This window comes from Rhodanobacter sp. UC4443_H10, assembly GCF_052978325.1.
On record NZ_CM129668.1, the window covers coordinates 737405 to 755746 of the forward strand.

Sequence of the window (18342 nt, forward strand, 5' to 3'; positions counted from 1 at the left end):
CAACCTAGCTGGGTCGGTCCAAGGGCGCAACACCGGCGGCGGGGGTCGGCTCGTCGGCTTGGATCTGGCACCAGCCCCAATGGTCGAATATCCACGGCGAGCACAAGTCCAGCGACAGCCGCACGAAACACGGCGCCGCACGCGCAGCCGCGGGCAGCTGCAGGCGCAATGTGCCGTCCGCGTCATGTCGCAGCGGCGCGCTCTGCCAGGCCCAGCGCTGCGATGTTGCCGGGTTCACCAGGTCCAGCCGCAGCCAGCGCCACCACACGCGGGGCGGGTGCCACGGCAGGGCTGCCGGCATCGGAGCGTCCGGCTCGAAATAGGTTTCGTCGCGCTCCGCCATTCGGCGCAGGCGCTTGCCGCTCAACGCGAGTTGGCTGCGATGCGCCTGCAGGGCGGCGCGCTTGCCGGCGAGCTGGGCGGCCGTGGCAGGCATCTTCAAGGCGCGCCGATCCCCCTTGTCGCCATGCACGAGGTAGGCGAGCAGCGCCGGCGGCGTGGCGTGGCCGGCCAATGCCAGCCGCACCAGCACGTGCGCCGCGCTGTGGTCGGGATGCCGATCCTGCAATGACGGCACGGCGATCAGGTCGGGGGCGAAGCGGTCGATCGCATCGCGGATGGCGGCCACGGCCAGGTCGGTCGATCGCAGCAAGAGGCCGGTGACGCCGAGGTCGGGCCAGTCCAGGGATTGCAACGCAGTCGCCGGTACCCCCAGCGCGGCGAGCGCATGCTGCAATTCGGCCGCGCGCCGCTGCGCCCAGCGGCGCCGATCCGCCGCGCCGAGGCGCCAGCGGCGTTCCAGCGCGCGCTGCGGCCAGGGATTGTTGTCGCCGGCGGTCAGCAGCAGGATGCGCACCTCGCCACCGGCCGCCAGCACTTGCTGCAGCAGCACGCCGGTGGCCAGGGTTTCGTCATCGGGATGCGGCGCGATCACCAGCAGACGGGTGCTCGCGGAGAACTCTGGCCCGCCGTCGCCCCGGGCACTGTCCATCAGCGCCACCGGGACAGCAGCTCCAGCAGCAGCAGATCCGGGCGCAAGGGGCCGCGCAGGCCCTCGCGTGCACGGTTGCTGGCGTCGTGCCAATCGCCCAGCGCCGCCGCGTCCAGCGCGCTGCCCAGTGGCGGGCGATCGCCCAGCGAACGGGCGCGCAGTTCGTCGGCCGCGGCCTGCGCGGCAAACCACAGCCGTTGCGCCGGCTCGTCGTCCAGCCAGCGCTTGACCACCTCGGCCGCCTGGCCGCGCCCGCCGGCCAGCGCCGCCAGGTCGCGGCGGACTTCGGTGCGCTGCTCCAGCGCGCCATGCCGGCTCCATTGCATGGCGAGTCCCGGGTTGCCACCGGCTGCCGCCAGCGCCGCCCTGCCGTCGGCCACGCCTTCGCGCTGCAGCCAGGCCAGCGCCAGCGCCGGTTCGGGCAGATGGAACTCGATCCGCTGGCAACGGCTGCGGATCGTCGGCGGCAACCGCCACGGCGCATCGGCCAGCAGGATCAGCATGGTTTGCGCAGCCGGTTCCTCCAGCGTCTTCAGCAAGGCATTGGCCGCCGCGGCGTTCATCGCGTCGGCCGGGTCGATGGTGACCACCTGCCAGCCGCCGAGCTGGCTGCGCATGGCCAGCCGGGCGGACAACTCGCGAATCTGGTCGACCACGATCTCGGTGCGTGGCGTGCCGTCCTTGCGCAAGCCGAAGGTCAGTTCCACCCGGTCCGGATGCGAGCCGGCCGCGGTCAACCGGCAACCCCGGCAATGCCCGCAGGCTTCGCCGTGCACCGGCTCGGTGCACAGCAGGCCGCGCACGAAACGCTGCGCGAACGCACGCTTGCCCAGGCCGGCGGCACCACACAGCAGCAGGGCGTGCGGCAGCGCGCCGCGCTCGCGACGGGCCTGCAGCCGCGACCAATGATCCTCGTGCCATGGCAGTGCGTTCATCGGGCCGACCCTTCCAGCCACTCGATCAAGGCATGCGTGGCCGTCTGCAGCACCTGCCCGGGAGCCTGGCTGGCGTCGATGACGCGGAAGCGGTTCGGCTCCTGTGCCGCGCGGTCGCGGTAGCTGGCACGCACCCGCTCGAAGAACGCGTCCGCCTCGGACTCGATGCGGTCGGCCTCGCCGCGACCGGCGGCACGGGCGCGCCCGGCCGCGACCGGCAGGTCGAGCAGCAAAGTGAGATCAGGCTTCACGCCGTCGCAGGCCCAGCGCTCCAGTTCCTCGATGCGCGCGGCGGGCTGGCCGCGTCCACCGCCCTGGTAGGCGTAACTCGCGTCGGCAAAGCGGTCGCACACCACCCACTGCCCCGCAGCCAGCGCGGGCTCGATCACCTCGCGCACCAGCTGTGCGCGCGAGGCGAACATCAACAGCAGTTCGGTCTCCGCCGCCAGCGGGGCCAGCGCCGGGTCCAGCACGATCGCGCGCACCGCCTCGCCCACCGGCGTGCCGCCCGGCTCGCGCGCCTGCACCACCGACAGCCCGCGCTGGCGAAGGCAGGCCAGCACGCCGGCCAGCAAGGTGCTCTTGCCGGCGCCCTCGCCGCCCTCGAGGCTGATGAACCTGCCGCGCGCGGGACTCATCGGCAGCGCTTCCGCTGGTAGCAGTCGACGTTGCGGTTGTGCTCGGCCAGGGTGCTGGAGAACACGTGGCTGCCATCGCCGCGCGCCACGAAATACAACGCATCGCCGGCGGCGGGATGCAGCGCGGCCGCGATCGCCGGCCGGCCCGGCAGGGCGATCGGTGTGGGCGGGAGGCCGGGCCGGGTGTAGGTGTTGTAGGGCGTGTCGGCGGCGAGATCGCTCTTGCGGATGTTGCCGTCGTAACGCGCGCCCATGCCGTAGATCACGCTGGGGTCGGTCTGCAGCAGCATGTGATGCTCCAGGCGCCGGACGAACACCCCGGCGATCTTCGCACGCTCGTCGGCGCGGCCGGTTTCCTTTTCCACGATCGAGGCCAGGATCAGCGCCTGGTACGGATTGGCCAGCGGCAAGTCCGGCGCACGCCCCGGCCAAAGCGCCGCCAGCGTACGCTCCATCGCCGCATGGGCGCGGCGCAGGATGTCCAGCTCGCCGTCGCCCTTCACGTAGGCGTAGGTCTCTGGCAGGAAGCGTCCTTCCGGCGCCTCGCCGCCGGCGCCGATGCGCTGCATGATCGTCGCGTCGTCGAGGCCGCTGGTGTCGTGCTGCAGCACGTCGGCCTGGGCCAGCGCGCGGCGCAGCTCGGCGAACGTCCAGCCGTCGACGATAGTGAAGTTGCGCTGCAGGACCTTGCCCGCCGCCATGTCCGACAGCAACTGGCGCGGCGTGATGCCGGGCGCGAGCGCATATTCCCCCGCGTGCAGTTTGCCGGCCACGTGCATCTGCTCGGCCAGCAATCGCCAGTACCACGGGCTGGCCGTGGTCAGACCCTGTCGCCGCAGCTCGGCGACGATGCCCCGGAAACTGGTGCCGCGGCTGACGTCGATGCTTTGCTGTTGCGGCGATACGTTCAACGCGGTCACGCTGAAACGATGGTAGTCGTTCCAGCCCACCGCCAGCGCCGCAGCGAGCGCCAGCGCCAGCACCACCAGCAGCAACCCGTGCAGCCGCGCAGCCCCGCGCATCGCTCGAACACTCATCCGCCCTGCTCCATTGAAAATCCCAGATCGCGCCAATGCTGCTGCAACCGGCGCGCCACTGCGCCGGGTGCCCAGGTCCAACGCTCCAGCGACTGTACCGGCACGATGCCGCGCACGCTCGAACTCAGGAACAGTTCGCTGGCCCCGGCCAGGGCCTCCAACCCGATCTCGGCCACGCGCGCCGACATCGCCTCCAGCACCTCGGCCCGCGCGACCCCGGCGATACCGCAGCGGTCCACGGCCGGGGTCAGCAACTCGCCATCGATCACCGCGAACAGGTTGGCCATGGTCGCCGAAATCACATGGCGGTGGCCATCGCACAGCACGCCTTCGGCGATCGCCGGATCGTTCCACTCGGCGCGCGCCAGCACCTGCTCCAACCGGTTCAGATGCTTGACGCCGGCCAGTCGCGGCTGCTCGGCCAGCCGCAGCCGGCACACCCGCATGCGCACGCCGTGGATGGCCGCCTCTCCCACCGGCGGCGGCGGGAACGCGGCCACCACGCGGGTGGGTCGCGGCGTTGCCGGCGGCGCATAACCGCGCTCGCCGATGCCGCGCGTCACGGTGATACGCACCACCGCATGCGCCATGTCCGCCCGGACCTGCTGCGTTTCGTGCCAGAGCTGGTCCGGGTCGGGCGCGGGAATCAGCAGGCGCTCGCAACCGGCCGTCAGCCGCTGCATGTGCCGCGCCCACAGCGGCGCGCGCGTGCCGACCAGGCGGATGCTCTCGAACAGGCCGTCGCCGTAACCGAAACCGCGGTCGAGCACGCTGACCCGATCCGCGGCCACGCCGTCGACCAGCAGCCGCGCCGCCATCAGCCCGGCTTCCCGAGCGCGCGCAGCAGGCCGCGTGCCTTGGCGCGCGTCTCGTCCAGCTCGGCGGCGGCTTCCGAGTCGGCGACGATGCCCGCGCCGGCGCGCAGGCTCACGTGCTCGCCGCTCAGCGTCAGGGTGCGGATCAGGATGTTCAAGTCGAGATCGCCATTGCAGTCCAGGTAGCCCAGCGCGCCGGTATAGGCGCCGCGCGGCGTGCGCTCCAGCGCGGCGATGATCTCCATGCAGCGTACCTTGGGGCAGCCGGTGATGGTGCCGCCGGGAAAGGTGGCGGCGATCACCTCGCCCGGCGTCACGCCGGCGCGCAGCCGTCCGCGTACATTGGAGACGATGTGGTGAACATGGGCGTAACTCTCCACCACCATCAGCTCGTCGACCTCGACCGTGCCCGGCGCGCAGACACGACCCAGGTCGTTGCGCTCCAGGTCGAGCAGCATCACGTGTTCGGCACGCTCCTTCGGGTGGGCGCTCAGTTCGCGGATGCGCGCATGCTCGTCGTCGCCGCTCAGCCGCGGGCGCGTACCGGCGATCGGACGCGTCTGCGCCACGCCGCCGCGCACTTCCACCAGGCGTTCGGGCGAGGAACTCAGCACGGCCCAGCCCGGCTGTTGCAGCAAACCGGCGAACGGCGCCGGGTTGGCGCGGCGCAAGGCGTCGTAAAGCGCCGCCGGCTGGGGAGGCAGCGCGTAGCGGGCGTTCCAGCCGCGCGACAGGTTCACCTGGAACGTGTCGCCGGCCCGGAGATGTTCGTGAATGCGCTGCACGCCATCGAGGAAGTCGCCGGGCGGGTCTTCCTCGATGGTCTCGAGTGCGGGCAACGGCGGCCATGCCGCCGGCGATGCAAGATCGGCTTCGAGCCGGTCGAGCAACGGCTCGAAGCCGGCCTCGGCGACCAGCCAGGTGCATTCGTGCCAATGGTCGACGATGATCGCCGCCGGGCAGCGCACGGCCAGCGCCAACGGCAGCGTCGAGCTGGGCGGCAACTTCAATCGGGGCTCGATCTCGGCGGCCAGTTCATAGCTCAGCAGCAAAACCCAACCGCCGTGGAACGGCAACTCGTCGGCGCCAGCCGGGCACCGCCCGGCAAGCCACGCCCGGTCCAGCGCATCGAGAAAGCGACCCGGCTGCACGCGACCGTCCCCGTCGCGCAACACGCCATCGGCGACCAGTTCCAGGCGCTCGCCGGGAAACGCGAACAGGATGTCGTAGCGCGATTGCGCGCTGCCGTGCACGACGCTCTGCAACAGGCAGGGATAGCGCTCGGGGAGCGCCGCCGCCGGCGCGAGAAGATCGCGCCGGCCGTCCAGCCGGCGCCGATGGCAAGCCATGCCCGCGTCGGTCAAACGCGACGGAACGCCAGCGTGCCGTTGGTGCCGCCGAAGCCGAACGAGTTGGACAGCACCACGTCGAGCTTCGCCTCGCGCGCGACGTTGGGCACGAAGTCGAGGTCGCAGCCTTCGCCCGGCTCGTCCAGGTTGATCGTGGGCGGCAGCACCTGGTCGCGCAGCGCCAGCACGCTGAAGATCGCCTCGACGCCACCGGCCGCGCCCAGCAGATGGCCGGTGGTGGATTTGGTGGAGCTCATCGCCAGCTTGTACGCGTGGTCGCCGAACACCTTCTTCGCCGCCATCACCTCGCCGAGGTCGCCCAGCGGCGTGGAGGTGCCGTGGGCGTTGACATACTGCACGTCGGACGGATTGAGGCCGGCGTCGTTCAACGCGGTCTGGATGCAGCGCGCCGCGCCTTCGCCGCCTTCGCTGGGCGCGGTCATGTGGAATGCGTCGCCGCTCATGCCGAAGCCGACCAGCTCGGCGTAGATGCGCGCGCCGCGCGCCTTGGCATGCTCGTACTCCTCCAGCATCACCACGCCGGCGCCGTCGGACAGCACGAACCCGTCGCGATCCTTGTCCCACGGGCGACTCGCCTTGGTCGGCTCGTCGTTGCGGGTGGACATCGCCTTGGCCGAGCAGAAGCCGGCCATCGCGGTGCCGGTGGTGGCGAACTCGGCGCCGCCGGCGATCATCGCGTCGGCATCGCCGTACTGGATCATGCGTGCGGCCAGGCCGATGTTGTGCGCGCCGGTGGTACAGGCAGTGACGCAGGCGATGTTGGGGCCCTTCAGGCCGAACATGATGGACAGCTGGCCCGAGACCATGTTGATGATCGAGCTGGGCACGTAGAACGGCGACACGCGGCGCGGGCCCTTCGCGGCCAGTTCCAGCGTGGTCGATTCGATCGTGTACAGGCCGCCGATACCGGCGCCCACTGCCACGCCGACGCGCGGCGCATTGGCATCGGTGATCTCCAGGCCCGAATCGCGCAGCGCCTGGGTGCCCGCCGCCACGCCGTAGTGGATGAACGGGTCCATCTTCTTGACGTCCTTGAGCGGCATCCATTCGGCGGGGTCGAAGCCGCTGACCTGGCCGGCGATGCGCGTCGAGTAGGCCGAGGTGTCGAAATGGACGACCGGCCCGATGCCGCTCTCGCCCTTGACCACCCGATCCCACGCGCTGGCGATGTCGTTGCCGACGGGCGAGATGATGCCCATGCCGGTCACTACTACTCGACGCTTGCTCATGCTTGTTCCTTCGTTATTCCCGGGAAGCTGCCACGACCGATGGCCGGCGCGGCGCGCTTCGGGTGCGTCGTCCGTGGCGCCCGACGATGCGCGATGCACCATACGGGTTCGGACGTTGCGAAATTCAGAAACGAAAACTGCGCCATTCAGGCGCAGCATTCGATACCGCTGCCCATCCTTGCCGGCTCGCACGGGGCGTGCCAGGCGGGATGGACATGCCTCCGGAACCGATCAGTCCTTGGAGTGGGCCTTGATGTAGTCGACGGCCTGCTGCACGGTGGTGATCTTCTCGGCATCCTCGTCCGGGATCTCGGTCTCGAACTCTTCCTCGAGCGCCATCACCAGCTCCACCGTGTCCAGCGAGTCCGCGCCCAGATCATCCACGAACGAAGCGTTCGCCGTGACTTCATCTTCCTTCACGCCCAACTGCTCGACGACGATTTTCTTGACGCGTTCTTCGATGGTGCTCATGTTGCCCATACCTCTCAAGGGGTGATTGTTTGTCGGTACCGGTCCGACTGCATGGCTCAAGACCGGCGGCATTGTAGTGGCTAAGCGCCAGCGCTGCCACGATTCGCCGGCGATGGCTGGACCTGCCTGCCGCTGACCGACGCGAAAGGGCGATTGTCGCCCAAAACGAGGCCGCTGGCGACAGCTGCGTGCGCATGCCTCACGGCATGTACATCCCGCCGTTGACGTGCAAGGTCTCGCCGGTGATGTAGGACGCCGCAGGCGAAGCCAGGAATCCCACGGCCTTGGCGATGTCGCCGGCATCGCCCAGACGGCCGAGCGCGATCTGGCCGAGCAACCCGTGGCGGGTCTCTTCCGGCAGTGCGCGGGTCATGTCGGTGTCGATGAAGCCGGGCGCCACCACGTTGACCGTGATGCCGCGCGTGCCGATCTCGCGCGCCAGCGATTTGGAGAACGCGATGATGCCGGCCTTCGCCGCCGCGTAGTTCGCCTGGCCGGGGTTGCCGGTGAGCCCGATCACGGAGGCGATCGAAATGATGCGGCCCTTCTTCGCCTTCATCATGCCGCGCATCACCGCCTTCGACGTGCGGTACACGGAGGTGAGGTTGGTGTCGATGATCGCCTGCCAGTCCTCCTCCTTCATCCGCATCAGCAACTGGTCGCGGGTGATGCCGGCGTTGTTGACCAGGATCGAGACCGGGCCGAATTCCTTCGCGATGGCGTCGACCAGCGCCTCGATGGCGGCGCCGTCGGTGACGTCCAGCACGCGGCCGTGACCGCCGTGCGCAGCCATCCGCTCACCGATCGCGGCGGCGCCGCCTTCGCTGGTGGCGGTGCCGATCACGATGGCGCCCATGGCCGCCAGCTCGTCCGCGATCGCCGCGCCGATGCCGCGGCTGGCGCCGGTGACCAGCGCGATTTCACCTTGCAGTGGGTTGCTCATTGTCGGGTGTTCCTTCGGGGAATCGGAAAACTGAAAACTCACGCCCACTCGGCGCGGGCGGCATCGAGCTGGGCCGGATCGCCAAGCGGGCGCGCCTCGATGCTCTTGTCGATGCGCTTGATCAGTCCGGCCAGCACCTTGCCCGGCCCGCATTCGGCGATGTGCGTGGCACCGCCAGCGGCCAGTGCCTGCACGCACTCGGTCCAGCGCACCGGCAGGTACAACTGGCGCTGCAAGGCGCCGCGGATCTCCTCGACCGTGCCGTAGCTGCGCGCCTCGGCGTTCTGGATCACCGGCACGCGCGGAAGCTGCCAGTCGATCGTGGCCATCCGCTCGCCCAACCGATCGGCCGCCTCGCGCATCAGTGCGCAGTGCGACGGCACCGACACGGCCAGCTTGATCGCCTTCTTCACGCCCAGCTCGGCGAGCCGGACCAGCGCACGATCGACCGCCTCGGTGTTGCCGGCGATCACCAGTTGTCCCGGTGAATTGAAATTGGCCGGTGACACGACCTGCCCTTGCGCCACCTCTTCGCAGACAGCCGCGATCTGCGCATCATCGCCACCGAGGATGGCCGCCATCGCGCCCACGCCGGCCGGCACTGCAGCCTGCATCAGGCGCCCGCGCTCGGCCACCAGGGCGGCCGCGTCGTGCAAGGACAGCGAACCGGCGCAGACCAGCGCGCTGTACTCGCCCAGGCTGTGGCCCGCCAGTTGTGCCGGATCCACGCCACCCAGCTTCTGCCACACGCGCCACACCGCCACGCTGGCAGCCAGCAGCGCCGGCTGGGTGTGCTCGGTGCGGTTGAGCAGTTCCTCCGGCCCCTGCATGGCGAGGCTCCACAGATCGACGCCGGCGCCCTGCGAAGCTTCCCCGAACGCCGACTGCACCTCGGCGTGCGCAGCAGCCAGCTCGGTCAGCATGCCGACCGATTGCGAGCCCTGACCGGGGAAAACGAAAGCCAGCGAAGCGGAAGTGGAACTCATGGAGGCGCAAATCCCGTCGACGAAAACCGCCATGGTGCCAGCATCGACGGCCATACGCAGCTGTATTCCGCATTTTCCGGGACACAAAACACGATGCCGCCCGGCTGGGCGGCATCACGAAGAACTCGCCGGAACCGCGGTGGCTCAGTAACGCAGCAACGCCGAGGCCCAGGTGAAACCGCCGCCGAATGCTTCCAGCAACAGGTTCTGGCCACGCTGCACCTTGCCCGAACGCACCGCGTAATCGAGCGCGAGCGGCACCGAACCCGAGGACGTGTTCGCATGCTTGTCGACCGTCACGATGACCCGCTCCATCGACATGTTCAGCCGCTTGGCGGTCGCCTCGATGATGCGCAGGTTGGCCTGGTGCGGGATCAGCCAGTCGATGTCCGACTCCTGCATGCCGGCCGCCTCCAGCGTCTCGCCGACCAGGGCGTCCAGCGTCTTCACCGCGACCTTGAACACCTCGCGCCCGGACATGCGGATGCGCACGCCGTGATTGGGCTCGTCGCTGAAACCGGCCGACACGCCCACCGGGTTGTACAGCAGGTGCTTGTAGCCGCCGTCGGCGTGCAGGCAGGTGGCGTAGACGCCCGGTTCGCTGGACGCCTCCAGCACCACCGCGCCGGCGCCGTCGCCGAACAGCACGCAGGTTTCGCGCTCCGTCCAGTCGACCATCCGGGTGAGCGTCTCGGCGCCCACCACCAGCACCTTCTTCGACTGCCCGCTGCGGATGAACTTGTCGGCAACGCCCAACGCGTAGACGAAGCCCGAGCACGCCGCATTCACGTCGAACGCCGCGCAACCGTTGGCGCCCAGGCGATGCTGCAGCAGGCAGGCGGTGGAAGGAAAGATGAGGTCCGGCGTGGTCGTGCCGAGCACGATCAGGTCGAGCTCGGACGCCTTGACGCCCGCCGCCTCCAGCGCGTTCTGCGCGGCCCGGAAGGACAAGTCGCCCGTGGTTTCGCCGTCGGCGGCGATGTGCCGCTGGCGGATGCCGGTGCGGGTGCGGATCCACTCGTCACTGGTGTCGACGATCTTTTCCAGATCGGCATTGGTGACGATACGCTCGGGCAAGGCGCTGCCGGTGGCGACGAGGCGGGAATAAATCTGGGTCATTCAACTTTCCATCGGCAGGGACTGCGGGATCGGCCGCTGGGCCGACGCCGTACGTTACGTGCCCGGGTGGCGGAACGCAAAAACGGCGCGTCGCCGCGCCGTTCCGGTTGATCGCCCGGCGGGACCCCGCAGGGCCCCGGCAACCCGGTCAATCCTCGACCGACACCGCGGCCTTGGCCTGGATCACCTTCTTGCCACGGTAGTAGCCGTCCTTGGTGACGTGGTGGCGCAGGTGCACCTCGCCGCTGGTCGGGTCGGTGGAAAGCTGCACGGTGCTCAGCTTGTCGTGGGCACGACGCATGCCGCGGGTGGACGGGGTACGGCGGCTCTTGGCAACAGCCATGGTAGTTCTCCAACTGAAACGTGGTGAAATGAAGCGGGATGATCGTTGATCGAACGGCCCGGATCAGGCGAGCCGGGCCGACGTTATTTCTTCAGCTCGCGCAATACCGCGAACGGATTCTCCGAGCGCCCCGATTCGGCATGATCCTGCGCCGGGTCGCGGCCTGTCACTTCGTCGGGCAACCGGCTGTCCGGGTTGACCGGGACCAGCGGCAGCGCCAACAGCAATTCGTCCTCTATCACATCCGCCGGTCGCAGGCGGCCATCCTCGGCCACCAGCAGCGGTTCGCAATCGGGCGGCAACCCCGCCTCGTCGCGTTCCTGGCCGATCAGCCCCAGCCGCGTGTGCACCGCAACCGGCAGCACGAACGGTTCCAGCGAACGCTGACAGATCAACGTCAGCGGCGCGCTGGCGCGAACATCCACGTAGCTGGTGCCGAGATCGTCGCGCCCGAAATCAAGCGTGAAACTGACCTCGCCACCGGTGCCGGCAAGTGCCTCGCCGAGGCGCCGCAGGCTCGCGATGGGCAGCGTTCCCTCGAATGAACGCCGCGCCGAGACCATGCGCCAAGCGTCCACGGACTCTGGCAGTGTCACGGACATAATCGCGGAATGGTAGGTTTGCCGGGTCGCCAAGTCAACCCGCGGCTGCGCCGGACCGCCGACGCCGACGTCTGTCAGGTGCATTTTGCCTGATCCCGCCCCGATGCGGCAGACTGGGCCACTCCCGCACGACGAAGCCGCGCCCTTGAATCCGTACCTCACGCTCAGCGTGGCGGCCTGCCTCGCCATCCTGATCCTGCTGGCCGGCACGGCCATGCTGCTGCGCAAGCACCAGAACCGGCGCGCCGGCAGCATCCGCGACCTGCTGGACCTCGCCGACCGGCTGGAGATCGACCTGAAAACCTGCCGCTCCGGCCTGCAGCAGGCGCATGCGGTGATGTCGCTGAACCCGGACCTGCCCGCCGCCAGTGAAAAGGACGCCCGTCACGCGGTCGATGCGGGGCTGCGCGCGCTGCTGCAGCAACGCTTGTGGATTCGCGACCGGTCCCCCGCCGCGAGCCAGCACGAACTGGACGAAACCGCCAGCTCGATGCGCGAGGCGCGCGACCGCCTGCAGCCGCTGCTGAAGGCACTGGCCCAGGCGCAAACCGAGCTGAACAGCGCGATGCGCGAGCAGATCCGCCGCGACTCGGACCACTGATGGACAAACTGCACACGCGACGCCGCATCGTGCTGGCCTCGACCTCCCGCTACCGCGCCGACCTGCTGCGCCGCCTGCTGGCGGATTTCGAGCAGGCCGCGCCCGATACCGACGAGACACCGCAGGCCGGGGAAGCTCCCGCGTCGCGTGCCCTGCGCCTGGCGATCGCCAAGGCAACCGCCGTGGCCGCGGATTTCGACGACGCGCTGGTGATCGGCTCCGACCAGGTGGCCGCGCTCGACGGCGCCATCCTGCGCAAGCCCGGCAGCGTGCAGGCGGCCCGCGAGCAGCTCAGCGCCAGCTCCGGCTGCGTCGTGCATTTCCACACCGCGTTGTGCCTGCTCGACACCCGTCACGGCCGCTCGCAAACCCACGTGGATGACACCCGGGTCCGCTTTCGCGAGTTGGGCAGCGCGGAAATCGAGCGCTACGTCACACGCGAGCTGCCGCTGGATTGCGCCGGCAGCTTCAAGTGCGAAGGATTGGGCATCAGCCTGTTCGAGGAAATCGACAATCGCGATCCCAGCGCCCTGATCGGCCTGCCGCTGATCGCACTCGCGCGCATGCTGCGCCAGGCCGGCGTCGCCGTGCCCTGAGCGGCGACGGGCGTGCCGCTACACTGCCGGACACGGCGCGGACCGCGCCCGCCTTGGCTCCAGACCGTCGAGAAACCATGTCCGCCACCATCGAGCCCCGCGCCGAAGCCCTGCAACAACGCCTGCAAGCCGCGATCGACCAGGTCAATCGCGTCCTGCTGGGCAAGCCGCATCAGGTCAAACTCGCCTTCACCTGCCTGATCGCCGGCGGCCACCTGCTGCTGGAGGATGTGCCCGGCGTGGGCAAGACCACCCTGGCGCATGCGCTGGCCGCCACCTTCGGGCTGGAGTTCCAGCGCGTGCAGTTCACCAGCGACCTGCTGCCGTCGGACATCATCGGGGTCAGCGTCTACGAGCGCGACAGCGGCAGCTTCCGCTTCCATCCCGGGCCGATCTTCACCGGCCTTCTGCTCGCCGACGAGATCAATCGGGCCAGCCCCAAGACGCAAAGCGCCCTGCTCGAGGCGATGGCGGAGAACCAGGTCACCGTGGACGGCCAGACCCACGCGCTGGCCCCACCCTTTTTCGTCGTCGCCACGCAGAATCCGCTCGATCTCAACGGCACCTTCCCGCTGCCGGATTCGCAACTGGACCGGTTCATGCTGCGGCTGTCGCTGGATTACCCCGACCCCGGCGCCGAGCGCGCGCTGCTCACCGGCAGCGATCGCCGCGACATGCTGGCCCGACTCACCCCGCAGCTGGACGCCGAATCGCTGCTGGCCCTGCACCAGCGGGCGCAGGCCATCACTGCCAGCAGCGCCCTGCTCGACTATCTGCAGGCGCTGCTGGCCGCGAGCCGGCGCCATCCGGAGATCCGCGCGGGCCTGTCGCCACGCGCGGGCCTGGCGTTGCTGGGCGCTGCCCGCGCCTGGGCCATGCTCAGCGGCCGCAGTCATGTACTGCCCGAAGACATCCAGGCCCTGTTCGTGCCGCTGGCAGCTCACCGACTGCCGGCCACGCGGGGGGCCGACGGAGCGCAGCTGGCGCGGCAGTTGCTGACCGAGGTGGCGGTGGATTGATGCGAGGCCTGATGCAACGCCTGCAACGCCGGGCGGAAAAGCGCCTGCCGGCGTTGACCCGCTACCGCCGCCCGGAGCGATTGCCGATCACCCTGCATCGCCGACGCATCTATATCGTGCCCAGCGGCTTCGGCCTCGGCTTCACCGTGCTGTTGCTGGTGATGCTGGTCGGCGCGCTGAACTACAACAACAACGCCGCCCTGCTGCTGACCTGTCTGCTCGGCGCAGCGAGTGCGGCGAGCATGCTGGTGGCATTCCGCAACCTCGACGGGCTGCGCCTGGATCACCTGCGCGCCGGCCATGCGATCGCCGGCGAGGCGATCGAGCTGGTGTGCTCGTTCCATTCGGATCGCCCGCGCGGCGCCCTCCAGCTGGACCTGGACGACGAATCGACTGCCTTCGCCGTGGACAGCGCCGACGCCGCCCAGGTCCGCCTGCGCCTGCCGACCCACCGGCGCGGCTGGCAACCGCTGCCGCGACTGCGCCTGTGGACCAGTTGGCCGCTGGGCATGTTCCGCGCCTGGAGCTGGCTGCACCCGGAGCAATCCGTGCTGGTCTGGCCGCGTCCGGAGGCGACCGGTCCGGCGCCACGGGCGATGGCCGACGACGCCCGCCACATGCAACTTCACCACGGCGAGGAACTGGCCGCGTTGCGCGACTATCGCGCCGGCGATCCGCAACGGCACATCGCCTGGAAACCCAGCGCCCGCCACGACGACCTGCTGGTGAAGGACTTCGAACAGCCGCGCAGCCGGCCGCAGTGGCGCCTGGACTGGCGGCAACTGCATGGTCTGGACGATGAAGCCCGCATCGCGCGACTGGCACGCTGGCTCAACGAGGCGCAGGCGCAGCGCTGCAGCTACAGCCTGTGGCTGCCGGGCACCGAGATCGGCAGCGGCAGCGGACTGCAGCACTACGTCCGCTGCATGGACGCGCTGGCGGGCCTGCCGTGAGCGGGCGCAGGAAACCGGGCAAGCCGGCGATCGCGCTGCCACAACGCGCGTTCGACCTGCTCTGCCTCAGCGCAGCCTTCGTGCTGGCGGTCAACGCCAGCCACCTGCCGTGGTGGCTCAGTGCCGCGCTTGCCGTGATCCTGGGCAGCCGCTGGTGGCAGCGTCACCGCCACCCCGGTCGCGTGCCGCAGGCGATCAAGCTGCCGCTGCTGACCCTGCTGACCCTGGCGATCATCGCCTACTACGGCAACCTGTTCGGGCGTGCGCCGGGCACCGCGCTGGGCATCGGCCTGCTGGTGCTCAAGCTGCTGGAAACCGAAACGCTGCGCGACGTGCGCGTCGGGGTGGGCTTCGCCTGTTTCACCCTGATGACCGCCCTGCTGTTCGACCAGGGCATGGTCAGCACGCTGGTGGTGGCGCTGGGACTGGTGCCCGCGCTGGCCACCCTGCGGGCGCTGGAACCCGCGCAACCGGCGACCGGCATGACGCGCAGCTTCATGCCCGCGCTGGCGCTGCTGGCGGCGGCACTCCCGCTGGCCTTGCTCGCCTTCGTGCTGGTGCCCCGGCTGGGTTCGCCGTTGTGGGGCGCACCCGGCCGCGACCAGGCGCGCACCGGCCTCAGCGACCGCATGAGTCCGGGTGCCTTCACCGAGCTGTTGACCGACGATCACCCGGCCATGCGGGTCACCTTCGACGGCCCACCGCCGCCGCCGGACCAGCGCTACTTTCGCGCCTTCGTCATGGCCAGGTACGACGGCGTGAGCTGGAGCTATGACGACGTGGCCCACGCAGCACCGGTGCCGCTCGAGGTCGAGCAGTCGATCGGCTACCGGATCAACCTGCTGCCCACGCATCGCCGCGTGCTGCCGACCCTGGACGTGCCGATCGAGGCGCCCCCGGGGGCGGTCATGCGCAGGGACCGCGTGGTGGTAGCCAGCCGACCGGTCGACGATGCGCTCAGCTATGCGCTCGGTTCGGCCACGCGATATCGGCTCGAACCGCAGTTGGACGCGCGACCCCAGCGCTGGCTGCAGCTCCCCGCCCGCTTCAACCCGCGCACGCTGGCGCTCGGCCAATCCTGGCGCGAGCGCCACGGCAGCGACGACAACGCCATCGTCCGCGAGGCGCTGGCGCTGTTTCACGATGGCGGGTTTCGCTACACGCTCGCGCCGGCGCCGTTGGGCCGCGACGCCATGGACGATTTCCTGTTCGCCACGCGCGAAGGCTATTGCGAGCACTACTCGTCCGCATTCACCGTGCTGATGCGCGCAGCCGGCATTCCGGCACGCGTGGTCACCGGCTACCAGGGTGGCTACTGGAACAAGCTGGGCAACTATCTGCTGGTGCGCAACTCCGATGCCCATGCCTGGAGCGAAGTGTGGCTGGCCGGTCGCGGCTGGGTGCGCGTCGACCCCACGGCCGCCGTGCGCCCCGAACGGGTCAGCCTGGGCGCTGCCGCCGCCGCGGGTGATCAGTTGGACTGGTACCGACGCGACTGGCTGCAGCAGTTCCGCAATCGCTGGGACATTGTCAACCGGTGGTGGGACCAGGGCGTTGTGGCGTTTGATGCGCTACGTCAGCGCGGCTTGCTGACCCCGTTCGGCATCCGCGACACCGACACGAGGACGCTGGGTGTGCTGCTGGCCATCGGCAGCAGCCTGTTCATCGCCATCGGGCTGGCGTGGGCATTGCGGCGGCGGCAGCCGCGCGACCCGTTGCGGGAGGCCTTGCGCGCGCTGGAACGCAAGCTCGCACGGCAACGGATCGTCCGGCGGACCGGCGAAGGCCCGCAGCACTACCTGAGCCGCGCGGCACGTGCCCTGCCGGCGCAGCGCGGCCAGCTGACGGAGTTGATGCAGCAGTACCTGGAGCTTTGCTATGCCAGCGACGAACCCGCGCCTGAATCAGTCCACGCGTTCCGGCGCACGGTGCGGGATTTTCGGGTAACGAACGTGGTCAAATGACATCGATGCGATGGTGGACACCATCGTTCCTGACGGAGAAAACCTCATGTCTCTTTACCGTCCTCTCACCCTCGCCGCCGCGGTTGCCGTGCTGGGTGGTTGTGCGACGATCCCGCAACCGCTGCAGGGAAACTACGCCACCGTCTCCACCGCCAGTGCGCGACAGGGCGGCGCCGGCGACACCCCGGTTCGCTGGGGTGGCGAGATCATCAAGACCGAACCCGGCCCGCAGCAGACCTGCTTCTTCGTGCTGTCGCGCCCGCTGGACAAGCAGGCACGACCGCGCCTGGGCAATTCGGGCGAGAACGACGGCCGCTTCGTCGCCTGCCGTGACGGTTTCTACGACCCTGAGGTGTTCACCCGCGGACGCGAGCTGACCGTGACCGGCACCCTGCACGGCACCGTGACCAAGAAGGTCGGCGAATACGACTACGCCTACCCGCGCATCGAGGCGAACGTGGTCTACCTGTGGCCCAAGCGACAGCCCCGCGCAGCCTACCCGCCCGGCTTCTACGACCCGTTCTGGGGCTCGGGCTTCGGCCCGTACTGGGGCAGCCCGTGGGGCTATCCGTACTGGGGCGGCCCGCGGGTGATCGTGGTGCGTCCGCCGGCACCGCCACCGCCGCCGAAGAAGTAACCATCTGCCTACGAAAACGCCGGCTCGCAGCCGGCGTTTTCCGTTTTTCGTCAGGTCCGCGCCGGTCAGCCCGGCGGCCAATGCATGCGGCGTCCGGCCAGCAGATGGACATGGATGTGGAAGACGGTCTGGCCGCCATCCTCGTTGCAATTGATCACGGTGCGATAACCCTGCTCGGCGAAGCCTTCCTGCTTGGCGTAGGCCGCGGCGGCCAGCAGCAGTTTTCCGAGCAGGGCCGCCTGTTCCGGAGTCGCGTCGTTGAGCGTCGCCAGCGACTGCCTGGGAATGAACAGCACGTGCACCGGTGCCTGCGGATTCAGATCGCGGAAGCCCAGCACCTCGTCGTCCTCGTAGACGATGTCGGCGGGAATCTCGCGGCGGACGATCTTGCTGAAAATGGTATCGCTCATGCTTGACTCCCTCGATCCGGCGGCGCGGTGGCCGTCATCAGTCCAGTATCTGGCGACCGCCGAACGCATGCGCCAGCGTGCTGCGGTCGACGTATTCCAGTTCGCCGCCCAGCGGCACGCCGTAGGCCAGCCGGGTCGGGCGCACGCCACCGGCACGCGCCAGCTGCGCGAGGTAGTGCGCGGTCGCGTCACCTTCCACGGTGGGATTGGTGGCGATGATCATCTCCTCGATCTCGCCCTCGCCCAGGCGCCGGGTCAGTTTCGCCAGCCCCAGTTCTTCCGGCCCGAGCCCGTCCAGCGGCGACAGCCGGCCCATCAGCACGAAGTACTGGCCACGATAACCGGTGGCCTGCTCGATCGCCGCCAGTTCGGTCGGCGACTCGACCACGCACAACACCTGTCGATCACGACTGGCACTGGCGCACAACGCGCACAGCGGCTCCTCGCTGAAATTGCGGCAACGCTCGCAGTGGCCGATCTTCTCCATCGCCTGCGCCATCACCCGCGCAAGCCGCGACCCGCGCTCGCGCTCGCGCTCAAGCAGATGAAACGCCATCCGCTGCGCACTCTTGCCACCCACGCCGGGCAGGCAGCGCAGCGCCTCGATCAGTTCGGCAAGAAGTGGGGAGCTGTTCATGGGCCCTTGGCCGCGAATGGAGAATCGGGAATGGAGAGTCGGGAAA

Annotated in this window: 21 protein-coding genes; 6 read left to right on the plus strand and 15 right to left on the minus strand. The window is 69.4% G+C overall.

Going from position 1 to position 18342, the window contains the following annotated elements:
• Nucleotides 1-4: 4 nt before the first annotated feature.
• The 13 genes from ACVCMB_RS03380 to ACVCMB_RS03440 all read right to left on the minus strand — a co-directional run bounded on the left by ACVCMB_RS03380 (nt 5) and on the right by ACVCMB_RS03440 (nt 11479).
• Entirely contained in the window at nt 5-991 is a 987-nt protein-coding gene (locus ACVCMB_RS03380) for a PIG-L deacetylase family protein (protein ID WP_395118618.1), read from the minus strand.
• On the minus strand, nt 991-1926 hold the full coding sequence (gene holB / locus ACVCMB_RS03385; protein ID WP_395118620.1) for a DNA polymerase III subunit delta': 936 nt from the start codon (nt 1924-1926) through the stop codon (nt 991-993). The genes ACVCMB_RS03380 and holB overlap by 1 nt, the downstream gene beginning before the upstream one ends.
• Nucleotides 1923-2564, minus strand: coding sequence for a dTMP kinase (gene tmk, locus ACVCMB_RS03390; protein ID WP_395118622.1), 642 nt, complete (start codon nt 2562-2564; stop codon nt 1923-1925). The genes holB and tmk overlap by 4 nt, the downstream gene beginning before the upstream one ends.
• Nucleotides 2561-3601: an endolytic transglycosylase MltG gene (mltG, locus tag ACVCMB_RS03395; protein WP_395118624.1), complete on the minus strand. Its 1041-nt coding sequence runs from the start codon at nt 3599-3601 to the stop codon at nt 2561-2563. The genes tmk and mltG overlap by 4 nt, the downstream gene beginning before the upstream one ends.
• Nucleotides 3598-4419: an aminodeoxychorismate lyase gene (gene pabC / locus ACVCMB_RS03400; RefSeq protein ID WP_447106139.1), complete on the minus strand. Its 822-nt coding sequence runs from the start codon at nt 4417-4419 to the stop codon at nt 3598-3600. Before pabC ends, mltG begins: the two co-directional genes overlap by 4 nt.
• Nucleotides 4419-5765 carry an aminodeoxychorismate synthase component I gene (locus ACVCMB_RS03405; RefSeq protein WP_447106140.1) on the minus strand — a complete coding sequence of 449 codons (1347 nt, stop codon included), beginning with the start codon at nt 5763-5765 and terminating at the stop codon, nt 4419-4421. Before ACVCMB_RS03405 ends, pabC begins: the two co-directional genes overlap by 1 nt.
• A gap of 11 nt (nt 5766-5776) precedes the next feature.
• A complete protein-coding gene (gene fabF, locus ACVCMB_RS03410) occupies nt 5777-7015 on the minus strand; it encodes a beta-ketoacyl-ACP synthase II (RefSeq protein WP_395118630.1) in 1239 nt (412 codons plus the stop codon).
• A 231-nt stretch (nt 7016-7246) separates the two neighbouring features.
• A complete protein-coding gene (acpP, locus tag ACVCMB_RS03415) occupies nt 7247-7486 on the minus strand; it encodes an acyl carrier protein (RefSeq protein WP_007513179.1) in 240 nt (79 codons plus the stop codon).
• 199 nt (nt 7487-7685) lie between these two features.
• The gene (gene fabG / locus ACVCMB_RS03420) at nt 7686-8429 is read right to left on the minus strand and encodes a 3-oxoacyl-ACP reductase FabG (RefSeq protein ID WP_447106141.1); all 744 of its coding nucleotides are present in this window, start codon (nt 8427-8429) and stop codon (nt 7686-7688) included.
• Nucleotides 8430-8467: 38 nt separating this feature from the next.
• On the minus strand, nt 8468-9415 hold the full coding sequence (gene fabD / locus ACVCMB_RS03425; protein ID WP_447106142.1) for an ACP S-malonyltransferase: 948 nt from the start codon (nt 9413-9415) through the stop codon (nt 8468-8470).
• A 144-nt stretch (nt 9416-9559) separates the two neighbouring features.
• Nucleotides 9560-10534 carry a beta-ketoacyl-ACP synthase III gene (locus ACVCMB_RS03430; protein ID WP_447098836.1) on the minus strand — a complete coding sequence of 325 codons (975 nt, stop codon included), beginning with the start codon at nt 10532-10534 and terminating at the stop codon, nt 9560-9562.
• 148 nt (nt 10535-10682) lie between these two features.
• Nucleotides 10683-10877 (minus strand): 50S ribosomal protein L32, encoded by a 195-nt coding sequence (rpmF, locus tag ACVCMB_RS03435; RefSeq protein WP_136257062.1) that lies wholly within the window; start codon nt 10875-10877, stop codon nt 10683-10685.
• An 83-nt stretch (nt 10878-10960) separates the two neighbouring features.
• Entirely contained in the window at nt 10961-11479 is a 519-nt protein-coding gene (locus tag ACVCMB_RS03440; RefSeq protein WP_447107210.1) for a YceD family protein, read from the minus strand.
• A 145-nt stretch (nt 11480-11624) separates the two neighbouring features.
• Between ACVCMB_RS03440 and ACVCMB_RS03445 the strand changes: the two genes are divergently transcribed.
• The 6 genes from ACVCMB_RS03445 (at nt 11625) to ACVCMB_RS03470 (ending at nt 17249) form a co-directional block, all read left to right on the plus strand.
• Complete coding sequence (locus ACVCMB_RS03445; RefSeq protein ID WP_395118638.1) at nt 11625-12080, plus strand: hypothetical protein; 456 nt, start codon at nt 11625-11627, stop codon at nt 12078-12080.
• Nucleotides 12080-12676 carry a Maf family protein gene (locus ACVCMB_RS03450; RefSeq protein ID WP_447106143.1) on the plus strand — a complete coding sequence of 199 codons (597 nt, stop codon included), beginning with the start codon at nt 12080-12082 and terminating at the stop codon, nt 12674-12676. The genes ACVCMB_RS03445 and ACVCMB_RS03450 overlap by 1 nt, the downstream gene beginning before the upstream one ends.
• A gap of 77 nt (nt 12677-12753) precedes the next feature.
• On the plus strand, nt 12754-13695 hold the full coding sequence (locus ACVCMB_RS03455) for an AAA family ATPase (RefSeq protein ID WP_395118642.1): 942 nt from the start codon (nt 12754-12756) through the stop codon (nt 13693-13695).
• Complete coding sequence (locus ACVCMB_RS03460; RefSeq protein WP_447106144.1) at nt 13695-14648, plus strand: DUF58 domain-containing protein; 954 nt, start codon at nt 13695-13697, stop codon at nt 14646-14648. Before ACVCMB_RS03455 ends, ACVCMB_RS03460 begins: the two co-directional genes overlap by 1 nt.
• A complete protein-coding gene (locus tag ACVCMB_RS03465; RefSeq protein WP_447106145.1) occupies nt 14645-16612 on the plus strand; it encodes a transglutaminase TgpA family protein in 1968 nt (655 codons plus the stop codon). The genes ACVCMB_RS03460 and ACVCMB_RS03465 overlap by 4 nt, the downstream gene beginning before the upstream one ends.
• Before the next feature lie 46 nt (nt 16613-16658).
• A complete protein-coding gene (locus ACVCMB_RS03470) occupies nt 16659-17249 on the plus strand; it encodes a Slp family lipoprotein (protein ID WP_447106146.1) in 591 nt (196 codons plus the stop codon).
• Between the two features lie 65 nt (nt 17250-17314).
• On the opposite strand, the gene ACVCMB_RS03475 is transcribed toward ACVCMB_RS03470, so the two are convergent.
• Nucleotides 17315-17659 (minus strand): histidine triad nucleotide-binding protein, encoded by a 345-nt coding sequence (locus ACVCMB_RS03475; RefSeq protein WP_395118650.1) that lies wholly within the window; start codon nt 17657-17659, stop codon nt 17315-17317.
• A gap of 37 nt (nt 17660-17696) precedes the next feature.
• Complete coding sequence (gene recR, locus ACVCMB_RS03480) at nt 17697-18296, minus strand: recombination mediator RecR (protein ID WP_447098830.1); 600 nt, start codon at nt 18294-18296, stop codon at nt 17697-17699.
• Nucleotides 18297-18342: the final 46 nt, after the last annotated feature.

Excerpts from the sequence above, each read along its gene's own strand:
- ACVCMB_RS03450 (WP_447106143.1), top strand. The coding sequence starts at position 12,080 with ATGGACAAACTGCACACGCGACGCCGCATCGTGCTGGCCTCGACCTCC.
- pabC (WP_447106139.1), bottom strand. The coding sequence starts at position 4,419 with ATGGCGGCGCGGCTGCTGGTCGACGGCGTGGCCGCGGATCGGGTCAGC.
- ACVCMB_RS03405 (WP_447106140.1), bottom strand. The coding sequence starts at position 5,765 with ATGGCTTGCCATCGGCGCCGGCTGGACGGCCGGCGCGATCTTCTCGCG.
- ACVCMB_RS03440 (WP_447107210.1), bottom strand. The coding sequence starts at position 11,479 with ATGTCCGTGACACTGCCAGAGTCCGTGGACGCTTGGCGCATGGTCTCG.
- ACVCMB_RS03380 (WP_395118618.1), bottom strand. The coding sequence starts at position 991 with ATGGACAGTGCCCGGGGCGACGGCGGGCCAGAGTTCTCCGCGAGCACC.
- recR (WP_447098830.1), bottom strand. The coding sequence starts at position 18,296 with ATGAACAGCTCCCCACTTCTTGCCGAACTGATCGAGGCGCTGCGCTGC.
- ACVCMB_RS03475 (WP_395118650.1), bottom strand. The coding sequence starts at position 17,659 with ATGAGCGATACCATTTTCAGCAAGATCGTCCGCCGCGAGATTCCCGCC.
- ACVCMB_RS03460 (WP_447106144.1), top strand. The coding sequence starts at position 13,695 with ATGCGAGGCCTGATGCAACGCCTGCAACGCCGGGCGGAAAAGCGCCTG.
- rpmF (WP_136257062.1), bottom strand. The coding sequence starts at position 10,877 with ATGGCTGTTGCCAAGAGCCGCCGTACCCCGTCCACCCGCGGCATGCGT.
- fabF (WP_395118630.1), bottom strand. The coding sequence starts at position 7,015 with ATGAGCAAGCGTCGAGTAGTAGTGACCGGCATGGGCATCATCTCGCCC.
- mltG (WP_395118624.1), bottom strand. The coding sequence starts at position 3,601 with ATGAGTGTTCGAGCGATGCGCGGGGCTGCGCGGCTGCACGGGTTGCTG.
- fabG (WP_447106141.1), bottom strand. The coding sequence starts at position 8,429 with ATGAGCAACCCACTGCAAGGTGAAATCGCGCTGGTCACCGGCGCCAGC.
- ACVCMB_RS03430 (WP_447098836.1), bottom strand. The coding sequence starts at position 10,534 with ATGACCCAGATTTATTCCCGCCTCGTCGCCACCGGCAGCGCCTTGCCC.
- acpP (WP_007513179.1), bottom strand. The coding sequence starts at position 7,486 with ATGAGCACCATCGAAGAACGCGTCAAGAAAATCGTCGTCGAGCAGTTG.
- ACVCMB_RS03470 (WP_447106146.1), top strand. The coding sequence starts at position 16,659 with ATGTCTCTTTACCGTCCTCTCACCCTCGCCGCCGCGGTTGCCGTGCTG.
- ACVCMB_RS03455 (WP_395118642.1), top strand. The coding sequence starts at position 12,754 with ATGTCCGCCACCATCGAGCCCCGCGCCGAAGCCCTGCAACAACGCCTG.
- tmk (WP_395118622.1), bottom strand. The coding sequence starts at position 2,564 with ATGAGTCCCGCGCGCGGCAGGTTCATCAGCCTCGAGGGCGGCGAGGGC.
- fabD (WP_447106142.1), bottom strand. The coding sequence starts at position 9,415 with ATGAGTTCCACTTCCGCTTCGCTGGCTTTCGTTTTCCCCGGTCAGGGC.
- holB (WP_395118620.1), bottom strand. The coding sequence starts at position 1,926 with ATGAACGCACTGCCATGGCACGAGGATCATTGGTCGCGGCTGCAGGCC.